The sequence below is a fragment of the Curtobacterium sp. MEB011 genome (assembly GCF_030209655.1).
GTDB lineage: Bacteria > Actinomycetota > Actinomycetes > Actinomycetales > Microbacteriaceae > Curtobacterium > Curtobacterium poinsettiae.
In genome coordinates this window covers 1-15,788 of record NZ_JARVRN010000015.1, presented here as the reverse complement: position 1 = coordinate 15,788, position 15,788 = coordinate 1, and the positions used below count along the sequence as shown (strand labels likewise).

Annotated in this window: 16 protein-coding genes; 9 read left to right on the top strand and 7 right to left on the bottom strand. The window is 72.2% G+C overall.

Annotation, left to right across the window (positions count from 1 at the left end; genetic code table 11):
- Window positions 1-28 precede the first annotated feature (28 nt).
- Both QRN30_RS16415 and QRN30_RS16410 read left to right on the top strand, forming a co-directional pair.
- Entirely contained in the window at window positions 29-436 is a 408-nt protein-coding gene (locus QRN30_RS16415) for a MarR family winged helix-turn-helix transcriptional regulator (protein WP_159555936.1), read from the top strand.
- An 80-nt stretch (window positions 437-516) separates the two neighbouring features.
- Window positions 517-1,560, top strand: a complete 1,044-nt coding sequence (locus tag QRN30_RS16410) for an LCP family protein (RefSeq protein ID WP_052481906.1) — start codon at window positions 517-519, stop codon at window positions 1,558-1,560.
- 73 nt (window positions 1,561-1,633) lie between these two features.
- On the opposite strand, the gene QRN30_RS16405 is transcribed toward QRN30_RS16410, so the two are convergent.
- The 6 genes from QRN30_RS16405 to QRN30_RS16380 form a co-directional block, all read right to left on the bottom strand.
- Window positions 1,634-2,338 (bottom strand): LysM peptidoglycan-binding domain-containing protein, encoded by a 705-nt coding sequence (locus QRN30_RS16405; protein WP_017887545.1) that lies wholly within the window; start codon window positions 2,336-2,338, stop codon window positions 1,634-1,636.
- A gap of 302 nt (window positions 2,339-2,640) precedes the next feature.
- Window positions 2,641-3,792 (bottom strand): 23S rRNA (uracil(747)-C(5))-methyltransferase RlmC, encoded by a 1,152-nt coding sequence (gene rlmC, locus QRN30_RS16400; protein ID WP_017887546.1) that lies wholly within the window; start codon window positions 3,790-3,792, stop codon window positions 2,641-2,643.
- A gap of 7 nt (window positions 3,793-3,799) precedes the next feature.
- Entirely contained in the window at window positions 3,800-4,696 is an 897-nt protein-coding gene (locus tag QRN30_RS16395; protein ID WP_284761463.1) for an SMP-30/gluconolactonase/LRE family protein, read from the bottom strand.
- 10 nt (window positions 4,697-4,706) lie between these two features.
- Window positions 4,707-5,327: a DedA family protein gene (locus QRN30_RS16390; protein WP_284761461.1), complete on the bottom strand. Its 621-nt coding sequence runs from the start codon at window positions 5,325-5,327 to the stop codon at window positions 4,707-4,709.
- A 68-nt stretch (window positions 5,328-5,395) separates the two neighbouring features.
- On the bottom strand, window positions 5,396-6,055 hold the full coding sequence (locus QRN30_RS16385; RefSeq protein WP_017887549.1) for a FadR/GntR family transcriptional regulator: 660 nt from the start codon (window positions 6,053-6,055) through the stop codon (window positions 5,396-5,398).
- Window positions 6,052-6,774 (bottom strand): SDR family oxidoreductase, encoded by a 723-nt coding sequence (locus QRN30_RS16380; RefSeq protein WP_284761459.1) that lies wholly within the window; start codon window positions 6,772-6,774, stop codon window positions 6,052-6,054. Before QRN30_RS16380 ends, QRN30_RS16385 begins: the two co-directional genes overlap by 4 nt.
- Window positions 6,775-6,819: 45 nt before the next feature.
- Between QRN30_RS16380 and QRN30_RS16375 the strand changes: the two genes are divergently transcribed.
- The 7 genes from QRN30_RS16375 to mnhG all read left to right on the top strand — a co-directional run bounded on the left by QRN30_RS16375 (window position 6,820) and on the right by mnhG (window position 13,947).
- Window positions 6,820-7,572, top strand: coding sequence for an SDR family NAD(P)-dependent oxidoreductase (locus tag QRN30_RS16375; RefSeq protein ID WP_042539867.1), 753 nt, complete (start codon window positions 6,820-6,822; stop codon window positions 7,570-7,572).
- A 101-nt stretch (window positions 7,573-7,673) separates the two neighbouring features.
- Window positions 7,674-10,586: a Na+/H+ antiporter subunit A gene (locus tag QRN30_RS16370; protein WP_284761458.1), complete on the top strand. Its 2,913-nt coding sequence runs from the start codon at window positions 7,674-7,676 to the stop codon at window positions 10,584-10,586.
- Complete coding sequence (locus QRN30_RS16365) at window positions 10,583-10,993, top strand: Na(+)/H(+) antiporter subunit C (protein WP_017887553.1); 411 nt, start codon at window positions 10,583-10,585, stop codon at window positions 10,991-10,993. Before QRN30_RS16370 ends, QRN30_RS16365 begins: the two co-directional genes overlap by 4 nt.
- Window positions 10,990-12,681 carry a Na+/H+ antiporter subunit D gene (locus QRN30_RS16360; RefSeq protein ID WP_017887554.1) on the top strand — a complete coding sequence of 564 codons (1,692 nt, stop codon included), beginning with the start codon at window positions 10,990-10,992 and terminating at the stop codon, window positions 12,679-12,681. The genes QRN30_RS16365 and QRN30_RS16360 overlap by 4 nt, the downstream gene beginning before the upstream one ends.
- A complete protein-coding gene (locus tag QRN30_RS16355; RefSeq protein ID WP_017887555.1) occupies window positions 12,678-13,259 on the top strand; it encodes a Na+/H+ antiporter subunit E in 582 nt (193 codons plus the stop codon). The genes QRN30_RS16360 and QRN30_RS16355 overlap by 4 nt, the downstream gene beginning before the upstream one ends.
- Complete coding sequence (locus QRN30_RS16350) at window positions 13,256-13,594, top strand: MrpF/PhaF family protein (protein WP_052481860.1); 339 nt, start codon at window positions 13,256-13,258, stop codon at window positions 13,592-13,594. Before QRN30_RS16355 ends, QRN30_RS16350 begins: the two co-directional genes overlap by 4 nt.
- Before the next feature lie 5 nt (window positions 13,595-13,599).
- The gene (gene mnhG, locus QRN30_RS16345) at window positions 13,600-13,947 is read left to right on the top strand and encodes a monovalent cation/H(+) antiporter subunit G (RefSeq protein ID WP_228499857.1); all 348 of its coding nucleotides are present in this window, start codon (window positions 13,600-13,602) and stop codon (window positions 13,945-13,947) included.
- Between the two features lie 77 nt (window positions 13,948-14,024).
- Here the strand turns inward: mnhG and QRN30_RS16340 are convergent, their stop codons facing one another.
- Window positions 14,025-15,278 carry an MFS transporter gene (locus tag QRN30_RS16340; protein ID WP_071251758.1) on the bottom strand — a complete coding sequence of 418 codons (1,254 nt, stop codon included), beginning with the start codon at window positions 15,276-15,278 and terminating at the stop codon, window positions 14,025-14,027.
- Window positions 15,279-15,788 lie beyond the last annotated feature (510 nt).

Below are 15,788 nucleotides of genomic sequence, written 5' to 3'. Positions count from 1 at the left end.
CGCGCACCGCCCACCGTAGAATCACGACATGGAGGACACGACCGAGCAGTGGCCCCTCGGACGACTGCTGTCCGCGGCCGCACGCTCCGTCGAGCGGGACTGGGACGAACGACTCCGGGCCATCGGGCTCTCGCACGCCGCCGTCGTCGCGATCGACATCCTCATCAGGACCGGCCCGACCGGCGCCGACACCATCGCCCGCACGGCCCGGGTCCAGCCGCAGACGATGTCCCGCACCCTCGAGCGGATGGAGCGCGACGGCCTGGTCGAGCGCACCCCGCACGCCGCGGATCGTCGCCGCCGCGTGGTCAGCGTGACGCCGGCCGGCCGGTCGGCCTGGGAGACCGCGCGGCACATCGAGCGCGAGGTCCTGCCCGAGGACGCCGCCCTGCGGGTCGCGCTTCGCGAGGTCCTGGCGAAACCACAGCAGGACTGAAACGCTGTACTTGAAATACCACATGCGATAAGATCCTCGGGTCGGTTGCTCGCCGACCCGAACCCGCAGGAGTCCCCCGCATGTCCGAACGTCGCGCAGCCCGGGCGGCCGCTGACCACGCCCACCGCACCGCCATCCGCAGCACGCGCCGGCGACGGCCCTTCCTGGTCGCCCTGGTGGCGACGCTCGGCTCACTCGTCGGCATCGCCGTCGTGGTCGCCGTCGTCGCGAGTGTCTTCGTCGGCGGGCTCGCGCGGAGCTTCGACGCCGGTCGTGACACCATCGCCGACCCGTTCCCCGACGGAGCGCGGCCCAGCGCCACGGGCGGCGAGAACATCCTGCTCATCGGGTCCGACGCCCGCGCACAGGGCGGCCCCGAGGGTGCACAGCCCGAACTCGGCGGGCGGTCGGACACGCTGATGCTCGCGCACGTCCCCGCCGATCGACAGCACGTGTACCTCATGTCGATCATGCGTGACTCGTGGGTCGAGGTCCCCGGACACGGGCGGGCGAAGATCAACGCCGCGTACTCCTGGGGCGGGGTCGCCCTCACCACCCAGACCGTCGAACAGCTCCTGGACGTCCGGATCGACCACGTTGCCGAGATCGACTTCGCCGGGTTCGAGGACATGACCGATGCCCTCGGCGGTGTCACGGTCGACTCACCCGTGGCGTTCTCGGCGCGGGGCCACGACTTCACCACCGGGGCGAACCGGCTCGACGGGGCCGCCGCGCTCGCCTTCGTCCGGGAGCGCTACGCCTTCGCCGACGCCGACCACACCCGCGTCCGCAACCAGCAGGCGTTCATGCGCGGCGTCGTGGACGGGCTGCTGTCCCGCGACACCGTCACGAACCCCGGGCGCATCCAGGACTTCGTCACCGCGACGAGCGAGCACCTGTCGGTCGACGCGGGCCTGTCGTTCTCACGACTGGTCGGACTGGGCTGGTCGCTCCGAGGTGTCGGGGCAGACGACCTGGTGACCTTCACGGTGCCGACCGCGGGCTCCGGCACCTCGCCGGACGGGCAGTCGATCGTCAGGCTGAACGGGCTCGAGGTCTCCTCGCTGTCCCAGGCGCTCCGCTCCGACGACGTCGCCGGCTGGCTCACCGACAACCCGCAGTAGCCCCCGCCTCGCGCACGACGACGCCCCACGACTCGAGGTCGTGGGGCGCCGTCGTATTCGGTCTGCGGAGAGATCAGGCGGGGAGCTGGAGCTCCTGGCCGGAGTAGATCAGGTTCGCGTCGTCGATGGTCGACGTGTTCGCGGCCCAGAGCTGCTTCCAGCCGCCCTCGATCTTGAGCTTCGTCGCGATCGTGTCGAGCGTGTCACCCGAGGCGATCGTGTACGTCTTGCCGCTCGTCTTGACCGGGGCCGGCTTGCTCGGCGTGGTCGCTGCCGGGGCCGGCGTCGACTCGGTGGTGCTCGGCGCGGCCTGCTGCGGCGCAGCCTGCTCGGCGGGGGCCGGAGCCGGAGCCGCCGGCTGCGGGGCGGCCTGCTCGGCCGGAGCAGGAGCCGGCGCGGGCGCCGGAGCGGCCGCTGCGGGAGCCGCACCGCTGGTGCCGCTCAGTCCGAGCTGGGCGGAGCATGCGGGCCAGGCACCCCAGCCCTGCGAGGCGAGGACGCGCTCGGCGACGGCGATCTGGGCCTCGCGGCTGGCGGAGGCGGGGTTGCCAGCGCCACCGTTCGCCTGCCAGGTGCCGAGGTTGAACTGCAGGCCGCCGTAGTAGCCGTTGCCGGTGTTGATGGCCCAGTTGCCGCCGGACTCGCACTGCGCGAGCTGGTCCCAGGTCGAACCGGACGCTGCGTTCGCGGGGGTTGCCGCGAGGCCGACACCGGTCGCGGCGATGCCGGCGAACGCCAGGCCGCCGACGATGGTGCGGGTACGGGAAAGCTTCTTCATGTGATTGCTCCACCGGGGTCACGAGCCGCATCTGCTGCGGGATCCACTGCCCACCCCGACCGATCGCGGTCAGTTGTGGGGTGCGCCACCGGGGGCAGTGGTCATCGGGCCGGCGGCACCTCGGTCGGCAACCATAGGAAACTCTTCACCGTTATCAAACTGAGACAAACGGTTCTACCCGTTCATGCTATGTACCCCTGGCGGAAACCTGTACGCCTCGATTCCCATGGCCATGGTCATCGACCCGTACCCGGGTACGTCACCTTGGCAATTCCCTGGCAATGACGACCGGGAGGCCCGGATCACGCCCGCGACAGGAGCGTGACGGCCTCGAGATGGCCGGTCTGCGGGAACATGTCGAGCACCCGGGCCCGTCGGAGCCGGAACGACGGCATGCGGGCCAGGTCCTTCGCCAGGGTCACCGGGTTGCAGCTCGAGTAGACGACGTGCTGCACGTCCGACTCCTCGAGCCAGGTCGACAACCGCTCGCCGATCCCGCGACGCGGCGGGTTCACCACGACGAGTTCGGGCACCGCATCCGGACGGGTCCGGAGGGCGTGCTCCGTGGCGTCGTCAGCGGCGAACCGGACGCCCTCGAGCCCGGCCTCACGCGCCGACTGCTTCGCCGAGCGGATCGCCTCGGCGCTCGACTCGATGCCGGTCACCGCACGGCCGGGACGAGCGGCGTGCAGCGCGAACCCGCCGACGCCGCAGTACAGGTCCCACATCGACGCGGGATCGAGTTCGTCGATCCAGGTCGAGGCCTGCGCGTACAGCTCGGTCGCGACGCCGGTGTTCGTCTGGAAGAAGCTCTGCGGCCGCAGGTGCATCGTGATCCCGCCGAGGCGCATCGGCAGGGTCTCCTGCTCGGTCAGCACGACCTCGCGGTCGCCCTCGGTGACGGCCTTGTGCTCGGGCAGCAGGTTGGCGGTCACGACGACCGCGTTCGGCAGCGCGGCGCGCAGGGTGTCGAGGTGCTGTCGGAGTCGCGGCAGCTGCCCCTCCGAACGCAGCACGAACCGGATCATCAGCTCGCCGTCGGGCGACTCGGTGACCAGGACGTACTTCAGCTCACCGCGGCGTGCGGCGACGTCGTACGGGATCAGCCCCGCGGTGGTGACGAACCCGGCCAGGACGGGCAGCGCGTGCCGGATGCCGGGGGTGCAGATCCCGCAGTGCCGCAGGTCGACCCCGCGCTGCCGGTGGTCGAGGATGCCGACGGTCGGGTGCTCGACGGACCCGCCGACGACCATCTTCGCCTTGTTCCGGTACCCCGACTCCGGGCTCGTGATCGCCGGTGACCAGGAGACCGCACCGGGACCCCCGGCGGCCTCGACGGCGTCGTGCAGGAGCTCGCGCGTCCGGAGTTCCTTGTCGAGGACCTGGTCGGCGTAGGGCTGGCCCATGAGCGTGCACGACCGGCACACCCCGCGGTCGAAGTAGTCGCACTGCATGGCCGAGTCAGGATACGGCAGCGTCCCGCGTCGTCGTGACGATCCGGTACACCGAGGTCGTCGCCGTCAGGAAGAGCGTCGTGCCGTCGTCGCCACCGAAGCACAGGTTCGACGTGACCTCGGGGACGGCGACCTCGCCGATGCGTGCCCCGGCCGGGTCGAACACGACGACGCCGCGGTGGGACGACGACCAGACGTTGCCGTGCACGTCGACCCGGATGCCGTCCGGCGCGCCTTCGCCCGGCTCGAGCCGCGCGAACACCCGACCGTTCTTCAGCAGGTCGCCCCGGCGGTCGTACGCGCGGATGACCGGCTCGTCGCCCGACGAGCTCGCGATGTACAGCACCCGCTCGTCCGGGTCGAACGCCAGGCCGTTCGGCTCGTCGAGGTCGGTCGCCACGGGCCGCAGGTCCTCGCCCGCCGGTCCGCACCGGAACACCCAGTGGTCGCCGTACTCGCGGACGCCGGGGTGTCCCTCGCGCGGCTGGGTGATGCCGTAGGCGGGGTCGGTGAACCAGACACCGCCGTCCCGCGCGACGACGACGTCGTTCGGGGAGTTGAACCGGACGCCGTTCCACGTGTCGACGATCGGTGTGACGACCCCGTCGCGGTCACGCTCCACCCGGCGCAGGCCGTGCGAGCACTGCACGACGCTGCCGTCGCGGTCGAGCGTGCGGCCGTTGGTGAACTCGACACCGTCGACGTACACCGAGGTCTCCCCGGAGTCGGCGTGCCACTGCAGGATCCGGTCGCCGGGGATGTCGGACCACCGCAGCGTCCGCGTGGTCGGGATCCAGCAGGGGCCCTCGGCCCAGGTGCTGCCGGTGGCGATGCGGTCGAGCGCGTCGGGGTCCGGCACGAGGTCGTCGAGCAGCACGGGTTCTCCTTCGAACGGGGTGCCCACACTACTTTCCTCAGGCTGCGGCGGCGGCCTCACTGCGCCGTCGCACGGCCTTCTCGATCGCGGAGATCGCGAAGCCGAGCAGGATCGACGCCACGACGGCGACGGTCGTGACGAGGAAGGGCTGCTCGCGGCTCCAGCGCCCCGTGGCCGCGGCGATGCCGACGCAGTACGCGGCCCACACGACGTCGGCGAGCACGCAGCTGACCAGGAAGCGCCGGAGATCGAGCCCGCTGTCCGCGCCGACCAGGTTCGTCGTCAACCGGCCCATCGGGATGAAGCGTCCGAGCACCGCGATGCGCCCGGGAGCGGCGCGGTAGCGGCCGTCGATGGCGTCGCGGGCCGCGCGGACCTTCGGACGCGCGAACCAGGACCGCGAACCGAGGTCGGCGGAGCGCGCCAGGTGGTACAGCCCGAGGTCGCCGAGGACCATGCCGATCGACGCCGCGACGACGAGGAAGAGCACCGGCACGAGCCCACCGTCGCCACCGACCAGGAGCGTGCCGATCGCGACGACGAGTGCCTGGCTGGGGAGGAAGACCGCCACGCTGCCGACGGCGAGCACCAGGCCGACCACGAGGAAGGCCCACGGGGTGCCGACGAGCTGGACGACCAGGTCCTGTGCTGCGTCCACGACTCACCCTCCACGGGCACCGGAGGGAGCGCACCGGCCTCCATCTTCGCAGGTCGGCGGCGCGCCGCTCACGTCCGGTCGACGATCGCCCGCATCGCCGCGGCCGCGTCATCCGGCCGTCCGTCCACCACGGCACCGGCGAGCGCGAGGTGGAGGCCGACGTCGTGCCGGTCCGGACGGATGCTCCCGCGTTCCAGCAGGACCTGGCCCACGACCCGGTGCAGGCGTCGGTACAGCGTGTTGCCGGACAGGTCGAGCACGAGCGCGTGGAGCCGCACGTCCGCGGTCACGAAGTCGGGGCGGTCGTCGCGGGTCGCGGCGGCCGCGAGCTCGTCCGCGGTGGTGCGGAGCGCCTCCCGTCGGTCCGCACAGGCGTCGAGCGCCGCTCGCCGGGCTGCTGCGGCGGCCGCGGCGGGTTCGACCGCTGCGCGCAGCTCGCGGAGTTCGACCGCGACCCGGTCGCCGTCCGGGCCCCGCAGGCGCCACCGCACCACGCGCGGGTCCAGGACGTCCCACCGATCCGCATCGAGGACGGTGACGCCGACCCGGCGCCTGGCGGTGAGCAGGCCGAGGGCGACGAGGACACGCACCGCCTCGCGGACGATGCTGCGACTGGCACCCGTCCAGGCCACCAGGTCGTCGACGCTCCGGCGGCTCCCCGCGGCCAGGGTGCCGGAGACCACGGCGTCACCGACCTGGTCGAGGACCCGATCGAAGGTGCTCGTCACCGCTGGGAGACCGGCGACAGCACGAGCTCGTCCACGCGGACGTGAGCCGGCACCCCGAGCACGAAGGCGACGGTCCGCCCCACGTCCTCCGGCTGGAGCATGCGCTGGCGGGCGGCCGCGCCGGGGACCTCCGGCCGCTGGTCCAGGAAGTCCGTCGCGACGTCGCCCGGGCACAGGTGTGTGGCACGCACGCCGTGCTCGGCCTCCTGCTGGTTCAGGCTCCGGACGACCGATCCGAGCGCGGTCTTGCTCGCCGAGTACGCCACGCCGGCCCCGGACTGGAAGGACCACCCGGCGTACGAGGACACGACGACCACGACACCGCCGGACGAGCGGAGTGCCGGCAGCGCGGCGTCCACGACGGTGACGGCCGCGGTGAGGTTCGTGTCCACGATCGCCCGGAAGTCGGTCAGCGACTGGTCGTCCCACCGGCGTCGCGGGGCGTTGAGCCCGGCCGCCAGCAGGAGTCCGTCGAGCCGGCCGTGCCGCTCGAGCACGACGTCACGTGCGGCGGCCACGGCTGCGGGGTCGTTCGCGTCGAGGGGCAGGACGTCCGCGGTCCCGCCGGTTGCCCGGATGGCGCCTGCGACCTGCTCGAGTCGGTCCGCGCGACGCCCGCTCAGCACCACGGTCCAGCCGTCCCGTGCCGCCGCCTCGGCACCCGCGGCCCCCATGCCGCTGCCCCCACCCGTGACCCAGAGCACACGCTGATCCGTCATGCTCGAATAGTATGCCTATTCAAGGCACCGACGACGGGAGCAACGATGCACCTCGACCTGACCGACCGCGTGGTCGTCGTGACCGGCGCAGCGCGCGGGATCGGCCGCACGCTCGCCGACCGTTTCGTCGACGAAGGGTGCCGCGTCGTCGCACTCGACCTGGCCTTCGAACCGGACTTCCCGCTCGAGCACGTCGTGTGCAACGTCGCCGACCCGGCGTCCGTGCGCGACGCCGTGGACGAGGTCGTCGGGCGGCACGGCACGATCGACGTCCTGGTGAACAACGCCGGCATCAACGTCACGGGCACGGTCGCCGAACTGCAGTGGGACGCCTGGCGCCGCTGCATGGACGTCAACCTCGGTGGCACGTTCCTGATGAGCCAGGCCGTCGCACCGGTGATGCAGGCGGCCGGGCGCGGTCGGATCGTCAACGCCGCGTCGTTCGCTGCGATCGTGCCGAGCGTCGGGAGCGCGGCCTACGCGGCGTCGAAGGCCGCGGTCGTCTCGTTCACCCGGGTCCTGGCGTCCGAGCTCGGCCCGTGGGGGATCACCGTGAACGCGTACGCACCCGGCATGGTGCCGACGGCGATGAACGGCTTCGCGACGATGCCGACCGAGGCACAGGACCGTCTGCTGGACACGCTGTCACTCCGCCGGTGGGAGACTCCGGACGACGTCGCCGACCTGCTCGTCTTCCTGGCGAGCGACGCCTCGGGGTACATCACGGGCACCCTGCTCGACGTCTCCGGCGGCAAGCTCGCGACCCAGATCCCCGCCCGCGCGCACGGTCGGACCTGAGCGGACTGCTGTCCGGCCGCACAGGTTCTCCACATGGCTCGCTTCGTAAGCTGTGAGAGCCCAGTGAGCCGGACTGCCGCCCGACCCCGAGGAGGTGCCCGATGGTCTTCGTCCTCGTCGCGTTCGCGATCGTCGCCCTGATCGTCCCCGCACTGACCCCCGTCCTCGGGCGCCGCGTCTTCTTCGTCGCAGCCCTCGCCCCTGCCGCCGCCGCGGTGCTGACGATCGCCCAGACCGACGCCGCCCTGCACGGCAGCGTCGTCGAACGGCACCAGTGGGTCTCCCAGCTCGACCTCGACGTCACGCTGCGGATGGACGCCCTGTCGTGGGTCCTCGCCCTCGTGGTGTCGATCGTCGGCGCGTTGGTGCTGGTCTACTGCGCCTCGTACTTCGAGCGGGACGAACCCGGGCTCGGTAGGTTCGCCGGGGTCCTGACCGCCTTCGCCGGCTCGATGTACGGGCTCGTGATCGCCGACGACGTCATCGTGCTGTTCGTCCTGTGGGAGGCCACGACGGTCTTCTCCTACCTGCTCATCGGGCACGACGCTGCGAAGCGCGCCAGCCGTGCCGCCGCCATGCAGGCGCTGGTGGTGACCACCGCCGGCGGCCTGGCGATGCTCGCGGGCCTCGTGATGCTCTCGGTCGCAGCGGGTACGACGTCGCTGTCCGGGATCGTCGCCGACCCCCCGAGCGGCACGGTCGTCTCGGTGTCGGTGGTCCTGGTGCTGCTCGGAGCACTGACGAAGTCGGCGATCGTGCCGTTCCACTTCTGGCTGCCCGCCGCGATGGCCGCGCCCACCCCGGTCAGCGCGTACCTGCACGCCGCGGCGATGGTGAAGGCCGGCATCTACCTGGTGGCCCGGCTCGCCCCCGCGTTCGCGCTGCTCGACGGCTGGCGCGAGACCATCACGCTGCTCGGTGTCGCCGGGATGCTCGTCGGTGGGTACCGGGCGCTGCGCCAGACCGACCTGAAGCTCCTGCTCGCCTACGGCACCGTGGCCCAGCTCGGGTTCCTGGTGCTCGCCGCCGGATGGGGCGCCCCCGCGGTCGCCCTCGGCGGGGTCGCGCTGCTCGTGGCGCACGCCGCCTTCAAGTCCACGCTCTTCCTGGTCGTCGGTGCGATCGACCACGTCGCCGGCACGCGCGACCTCGGTCGGCTCAGCGGGCTCGGCCGTGCCCGCCCGTGGCTGGCGGTCGTCGCGGTGCTCGCGCTGGTGTCGATGGCCGGGATCCCGCCCACGATCGGGTTCGTCGCGAAGGAAGCCGTGCTGACCGGCTTCACCGAGTCGCTGCACGGCCCCGACGCCGGCTGGGCGTGGTTCGCCCTGGTCGGCGTGACCGTCGGCTCGGTGCTCACCGTGGCGTACTCGCTGCGCTTCCTGTGGGGCGCCTTCGCCCGGAAGCCCGGCGTCGCGACCGCCGAGCCGCACGCCCTGCACGGCCTCGCCGTCGTCCCCTCGGTCCTCGCGCTCACCGGCCTCGCCCTCGGCCTGCTCACCCCGGTGGTCGCGCACGGCATCGAGCCCGCTGCGACGACCGCGGCGCTCGGCGGCGAAGCGGTCCCGCACCTCGCGCTCTGGCACGGCCTGGAGCCCGCGCTCGGCCTGTCCGCGATCACCCTGGTCGGCGGCCTCGCACTGTTCGCCCTGCGCCGACCGGTCGAGGCGATCCAGCACCGGCTCGCCGGGTTCCCGAGCGCCGCGGGCACGTACCGGCACGGGATGCGGCTGCTCGACCGCGGAGCGACCGGGCTCACCGCGAGCCTGCAGCGCGGCTCGCTCCCCTACTACCTGACGGTGATCCTGTCGGTGTTCGTCGCCGGGGCGCTCGCCAACCTGGTGCTCGGTGGTCCGTGGGAGTTCCACGTCCGCTTCGCCGACTCGTGGGGCCAGATCCCGGTGATGATCGTGATGTCGATCGCCGGCGTCGCGGTGCTCACGGCGAAGACCCGGTTCGCCGCCGCCGTCCTGGTCGGCGTCACCGGCTACGGCCTCTCGGTGCTGTTCGTCCTGCACGGCGCGGTCGACCTCGCCCTGACGCAGCTCGTGGTCGAGACCGTCACCCTGATCGCCTTCGTCCTGGTCCTGCGCCGACTGCCCCCGCGCATCGCGACGACGAACCCGTCGCGGTTCCGCATCGTGCGGGCCCTGTTCGCCGGGCTGGCGGGGCTGACGCTCGCGATCGTCGTCGTCGTCGCTGCCTCGGCCCGCACCGCGCGTCCCCTCTGGCCGGACCTTCCCGCGCTGACGAGCTCGTTCGGGCACGGTCTCAACGTGGTGAACGTCGCCCTCGTCGACCTGCGCGGCTGGGACACCCTCGGTGAGCTCACCGTCGTGGTCGCCGCGGCCACCGGTGTCGCGAGCCTGATCTTCGTGAACTCGCGCGAGGACACACTGCCCCGGCTGCGCGACCTGCCGGAGACCCTGACCGCGAACGGCGAGCGCACCGACGGTGAGCCCCGCGCCTGGCTGCCGACGAGCGCCGCGATCCCGACCGGGCGCTCGGCACTGCTCGACGTGGTCGTCCGGTTGCTGTTCCACGGCCTGATCGTGCTGTCGGTCTACCTGCTGTTCGCCGGGCACAACGCCGCCGGTGGCGGGTTCGCCGGTGGCCTGGTCGCCGGCATCGCGCTCGCGGCCCGCTACCTGGCCGGCGGACCGGCCGAACTCGGCGCCGCGGCCCCGGTGCGCGCCGGTCGCCTGCTCGGCCTGGGGGTCGCGACGGCCGCGATCACCGCGATCGTGCCGCTGTTCTTCGGCCGCGAAGCCCTGTACTCCGAGTTCTTCGAGGCCACCGTCCCGGTCCTCGGCCACGTCGAGTTCGTCACCGCAACGTTCTTCGACATCGGCGTGTACCTGGTCGTCGTCGGCCTGGTGCTCGACGTCCTCCGCAGTCTCGGGGCCGAGGTCGACCGGCAGCGCCTCGAGGACGCCTCGACCCCGACACGCGACACCACCGAGGAGTCCGTCGGCGACACCCTCGATGCCCCCACCCCGGAAGGGAGCGCCTCGTGACCGTCACCCTCGTCCTCGTGATCGCCATGGCGGTGCTGTTCTCGTGCGGCGTCTACCTGCTGCTCGAACGCTCCCTGACGCGGATGCTCCTCGGCTTCCTGCTGCTCGGCAACTCGCTCAACCTGCTGCTGCTGGTGATGTCCGGTGCCGCGGGCGACCCGCCGATCGGCAAGAGCGCCGAGGGCATCACCGACCCGCTCCCCCAGGCGTTCGCCCTGACCGCGATCGTCATCACCTTCGCCGTCAGCGCGTTCCTGCTCGCCCTGATCCACCGGTCGTGGCAGCTGTCCCGTGCCGACGAGGTCGAGGTCGACGAGGCCGACGCCGCCATCGGCCGCGACCGCGACGAGCCGGCCGACGAGGACCCGGAGACCACCACCGACGCAGAACAGGAGGCGACCCGATGACCTGGCTCGTCCCGCTCCTCGTCCTCGTCCCGCTGCTCGGTGCCGCGGTCGCGCTCGGACTCCTCCGGCACCAGAAGCTCCAGCGCGCGATCACCGTCGTGGTGCTCGTCGTGGCCCTGGCCGTCGCCGCCACGCTCATGGTCCTGGTCGACCGGCACGGCACGATCGTGGTGCAGGTCGGCGGCTGGGACGCCCCGTACGGCATCTCGCTCGTCGTCGACCGGCTGAGCGCCCTTCTCCTCACCGTCAGTGCGAGCGTGTTGCTGCTCGTCCTGCTGTTCTCGATCGGGCAGGGCCTGGCCGCCGACGACGAGGACGCCCCGGTCACGATCTTCTACCCGACCTACCTGGTGCTCGCGGCGGGTGTGCTCGACTCGTTCATCGCCGGCGACCTGTTCAACCTGTACGTCGCGTTCGAGATGCTGCTGGTGGCGAGCTACGTGCTCATCACGCTGGGCGGCAGTGAACAGCGTGTCCGGGCGGGCACGACGTACATCGTCACGAGCCTGATCGCGTCGGCGATCTTCCTCGCCGCCATCGGCCTGGTCTACGGCGCCACCGGCACAGTGAACATCGCCCAGATCAGCGAACGCGTCGCCGACCTTCCGGAGCACGTGCAGCTGCTCCTGCACACGATGCTGCTGATCGGGTTCGGCATCAAGGCGGCGGTGTTCCCGCTGGCGTTCTGGCTGCCGGACTCGTACCCGACGGCCCCGGCACCGGTCACGGCGGTCTTCGCGGGCCTGCTGACCAAGGTCGGCATCTACGCGATCATCCGGCTCGAGACGGTGATCTTCCCGCGACCACAGCTCAACGAGGTGCTGCTGGTGGTCGCGGCGCTGACGATGGTGGTCGGGGTGCTCGGCGCGGTGTCGCAGACGGACGTGAAACGACTGCTGTCCTTCACGCTGATCAGCCACATCGGCTTCATGGTGATGGGCGTCGGCCTCGGCACCGTCGCGGGCACGGCGGCCGCGGTGTTCTACACGGTGCACCACATCGTCGTGCAGACCACGCTGTTCCTGGTGTCCGGCCTGATGGAACGCGTCGGCGGGACGACCTCGACCCGGTCGCTCGGCGGACTGCTGAAGGCCGCACCACTGCTGGCCGCCCTGTACCTGATCCCCGCGTTCAACCTGGGTGGCATCCCGCCGTTCTCCGGCTTCATCGGCAAGCTCGGCCTGTTCCGCGCCGCCGCCGAGGACGGCTCCCCGATGGCCTACGTCACCATCGGCGCCGGCGTCGTCACCTCGCTGCTCACCCTGTACGCGCTGATGCGGGTCTGGGACGCCGCCTTCTGGCGGCCGAAGCCGGCGGCCGAGGCCGCCGCCCCGCACGCGACGAGTGCTGAACCGCACGCCCACCTGCGGTCGCCGGAACCGGCGCCGCTCACCGTCTCCGAGGAGACGGGCGAGGCGTACCACCCGGGAGGCTCGGTGACGGTCACCGACGCACCGCACGCGGCCACCGCCTCCAGTCCGACCACCGGCGCGACCGAGGCGGTCGGCGAGGCTCCCGAGAAGGTGCGCCTGCCGCGCATGCTCGTCGGTGTGACGACCGTCGCGGTGCTCGGGTCCGTCGCCCTGACCGTCGTCGCCGGCCCGCTCTACGGCTACGCGACCCGCGCAGCGGAGTCGCTGGAGTCACCCGACCGCTACGTGCAGGCCGTGCTCGGAGGTGAGCGATGACCGACGTCCGCCGCATCTCGAACGCCAGGCGGATCGCACTGGCGTGGCGCTACGACGTGCCCCTGGTCGCGGGGCTCACCGTGCTGTGGGCGCTGCTCTGGGGGTCGTGGACCCCGCTGACCCTGCTCTGCGGCATCGTCGTGGCGCTCATCGTCACCCAGGCGCTGCCGCTCCCGCCGGTCCCGTTGTCCGCGCGGTTCTCGATCGTGCACGTGCTGCGGTTCCTGGTGGTGTGGTCCGGGCTGGTCATCGTGGCGTCGTTCCGGGTCGCCTGGGTCGCGTTCCGCCCGCGCGGTGTGCGGCGCAGCTCGATCACGCTCGTGCAGCTGCACTCCACGTCCGAGATGACCTTCACGCTCGCCACCCTCGCGGTCTCGCTCGTGCCCGGGTCGTACGTCGCCGACGTCGACCTGCGGCGCCGCCGGCTGCTGCTCCACGTGCTCGACACCGAGCGCCTGGAACAGGTCGACGACGAACGCCGGATGGCACTCCGGATCGAGGCCATGGTGATCCGTGCACTCGGGTCGAAGCAGGACGTCTCCGAGCTGTCCGAGCCGCTGCCGGAGGTGACCCGGTGAGCCCCGCCGTCGTGGTGATGGCCGTCGCCGTCGCGCTGGTGCTCGTGCTCCTGGGGGCGACGTTCGCCCTCGCGGTGTTCCGCATCGTGCGCGGTCCGACGATCCTCGACCGCATGATCGGCTCCGACATGGTGCTGACCACCGTGCTCGTGGTGATCGCCGCCGCGATGGTCATCCGGCAGGACCTGACCGGCATCCCCGTGCTCGTGGTGATCTCGGCGACGAGTGTGTTCGCCACCGTCGCCGTCGCCCGGGCCGTCACCCCCTCGGCGGACCCGTCCGACGAGGGCCTGACCGCCACCACACCCGAGCGCGCCGAGGAGGACCAGTCGTGATCGAGATGATCGAGTCGTTCGTCGACGACGCCGGCCTCCGGGCCTGGATCGCCGTCGGGCTGTTGCTCGTCGGGTCCCTGCTGTCGCTCGGGGCAGGGGTCGGCATCGTCCGGTTCCCGGACCCGCTCGTCCGCCTGCACGCGATGGCGAAGCCGCAGGTGCTCGGGCTCGCCCTCGCGCTGGCCGCGATCGTCGTCGCGGTGTGGACGTGGACGGCGTTCTGGGTCGTCCTGCCGATCATGGTGTTCCAGCTGTTCCTGGTGCCGGTCTCGACGCACATGATCGCCCGCGCCGGCCTGCGAGCCGACGACTACCGGCACGAGGACCTGCTCGTCGACGACACGGAGTCCTGACGCAGGCACTTGACGGACGGGAGGCCCGTGGCGGCGTCGCCACGGGCCTCCCGTCCGTCAGGTGGTCACGTTCGCCGTCAGGCGGTCGCGACCCGGCGGGGCAGCAGCAGGTTGCCGACCGCGGCGACCACGACGATGGCGGCGGAGACCGCCGGCAGCAGCATCGCCGCTGCGGTGCCGTGCTGCTCGGCGACGTCACCCGCGATCGCGGAGGCGATCGACTGGCCGACGATGACCGCGGACCCGAGGATCGTCATGGTGGTGGCGGAGCGGCCGACGGGTGACCGGTCCGAGCCGAGGCTGTACTGGGCGACCAGGGTCGGCCCGATCCCGATGCCCATGACCGCGAGGATGACGCCCGCGGCGACGACGGAGTCGGCGCTGGCGAACGCGATCGCACCGCCGAGGAGCACGACACCGAAGACGAGCCAGCGCCAACCGAGGCCGAACGCCCGGGGGAACGCCGCCGACCCGAGCGCCAACCCGGCGGACCCGATGCCCATCAGGCCGTAGAGCAGACCGGCCTGCGAGGCCTCGCCGTGGGTCTCCATGAACGCGGTGAGCGAAGTGAGCGTCGAGCCGAAGAACAGGCCGATACCGAGGATGCCGACCACCACCACCACGAGTCGCGGGCGCAGGAGCTGCCGCGCGGGTGCCTGCGTCAGCTCCGCGTGCTGGCCGACCACGAGCTTGCCGGTCGGGTGCAGCGCGAATGCGGTGACGAACACGAACGTCAGGACCGAGGCGCCGGCGACGGCCACCCACGGCGCGATCGCGCTGGCGAGGATGCCGACCAGGAACGGCCCGATGATGAAGACGGTCTCGTCGGCGGCGGACTCGTAGGCCATGGTGCCGCTGAGGGTCTTCTCGCGCCGTGCCGGGGCCATCCGCTGGCCGATGATCGCGACGAGCCGCGTGCGGGACATCGGGGCGACCTGCGGGGCCGACGCACCGATGCAGAACGCGACCGCGAGGACCGCGAGGTCGGGCGCGGTGCCGCTGACGACGAACGGGAAGAACCCGAGCAGCGCCGCGTTCACCAGGCCGACGGGGACGAGCACCGCCCGCTGGCCGAAGCGGTCGGCCGCGGCGCCGACCATCGGGCCGAAGATCGCCGAGCCGATGCCGACGGCGGCGGAGTTGACGCCACCGAGGGCGACGGAGTCACGGGTGGCGACGACCAGTGTCAGGACGCCGACGACCATCATGGCGAACGGGAGCCGGGCGATGAACGCGACGGGGAAGTACCAACGGCCGGCGAGGGAGACGAGTGAGGCGTCGGCTGCGGCCGGAGTGGTGCCGGTGTCGCTGGTGGAACGGGTCTGGAGCATCGGGGTTGTGCCTTCTCGGCCCGACCCGGTTCGGCGGGGGCGGACCCATCGGGTGCCGCCGTTGTCCGCCGGGGAGCCGGCGGCCGGTAGATACACACTGCGTGTTCTGAACAGCGCCCATCGTACCAAGCGGGCGTCCGGGCCCCGGAGGAGTTCGGGCCGGGCTTGGTCCCGCCGGTCACGACACCCCGTCGGCCGGTCACGACACCCCGTCGGCCGGTCGCGGCGCGGTCGCAGACCGTCGCCTGCGGCGCCGCCAGCCGACAGTTCGCGACCAGTCGGCAGGTGACCCGCGACGTGTCGTGACCGGGCCGCGCGGGCCGGCCCCACGACGGAACGCGACGGAACGCGACCGGACGGCGGACGGGAGGCGCGTGGCGGCGTGCCCCGCGCCTCCCGTCCGCCGTGCCGCACGCCCAGGGCCCCGCAGCGGTCACGACACCCCGTCGGCCGGCCGCGGCGCGGTCGCAGACCGTCGCCTGCGGCGCCGCCAGCCGACAGTTCGCGACC

What these genes read in the sequence shown, in the direction of transcription:
- QRN30_RS16415 (WP_159555936.1), top strand. Translation starts at nt 29, where the DNA reads ATGGAGGACACGACCGAGCAGTGGCCCCTCGGACGACTGCTGTCCGCG.
- QRN30_RS16370 (WP_284761458.1), top strand. Translation starts at nt 7,674, where the DNA reads ATGGTCTTCGTCCTCGTCGCGTTCGCGATCGTCGCCCTGATCGTCCCC.
- QRN30_RS16410 (WP_052481906.1), top strand. Translation starts at nt 517, where the DNA reads ATGTCCGAACGTCGCGCAGCCCGGGCGGCCGCTGACCACGCCCACCGC.
- mnhG (WP_228499857.1), top strand. Translation starts at nt 13,600, where the DNA reads ATGATCGAGTCGTTCGTCGACGACGCCGGCCTCCGGGCCTGGATCGCC.
- QRN30_RS16375 (WP_042539867.1), top strand. Translation starts at nt 6,820, where the DNA reads ATGCACCTCGACCTGACCGACCGCGTGGTCGTCGTGACCGGCGCAGCG.
- QRN30_RS16405 (WP_017887545.1), bottom strand. Translation starts at nt 2,338, where the DNA reads ATGAAGAAGCTTTCCCGTACCCGCACCATCGTCGGCGGCCTGGCGTTC.
- QRN30_RS16355 (WP_017887555.1), top strand. Translation starts at nt 12,678, where the DNA reads ATGACCGACGTCCGCCGCATCTCGAACGCCAGGCGGATCGCACTGGCG.
- QRN30_RS16380 (WP_284761459.1), bottom strand. Translation starts at nt 6,774, where the DNA reads ATGACGGATCAGCGTGTGCTCTGGGTCACGGGTGGGGGCAGCGGCATG.
- QRN30_RS16360 (WP_017887554.1), top strand. Translation starts at nt 10,990, where the DNA reads ATGACCTGGCTCGTCCCGCTCCTCGTCCTCGTCCCGCTGCTCGGTGCC.
- rlmC (WP_017887546.1), bottom strand. Translation starts at nt 3,792, where the DNA reads ATGCAGTGCGACTACTTCGACCGCGGGGTGTGCCGGTCGTGCACGCTC.
- QRN30_RS16340 (WP_071251758.1), bottom strand. Translation starts at nt 15,278, where the DNA reads ATGCTCCAGACCCGTTCCACCAGCGACACCGGCACCACTCCGGCCGCA.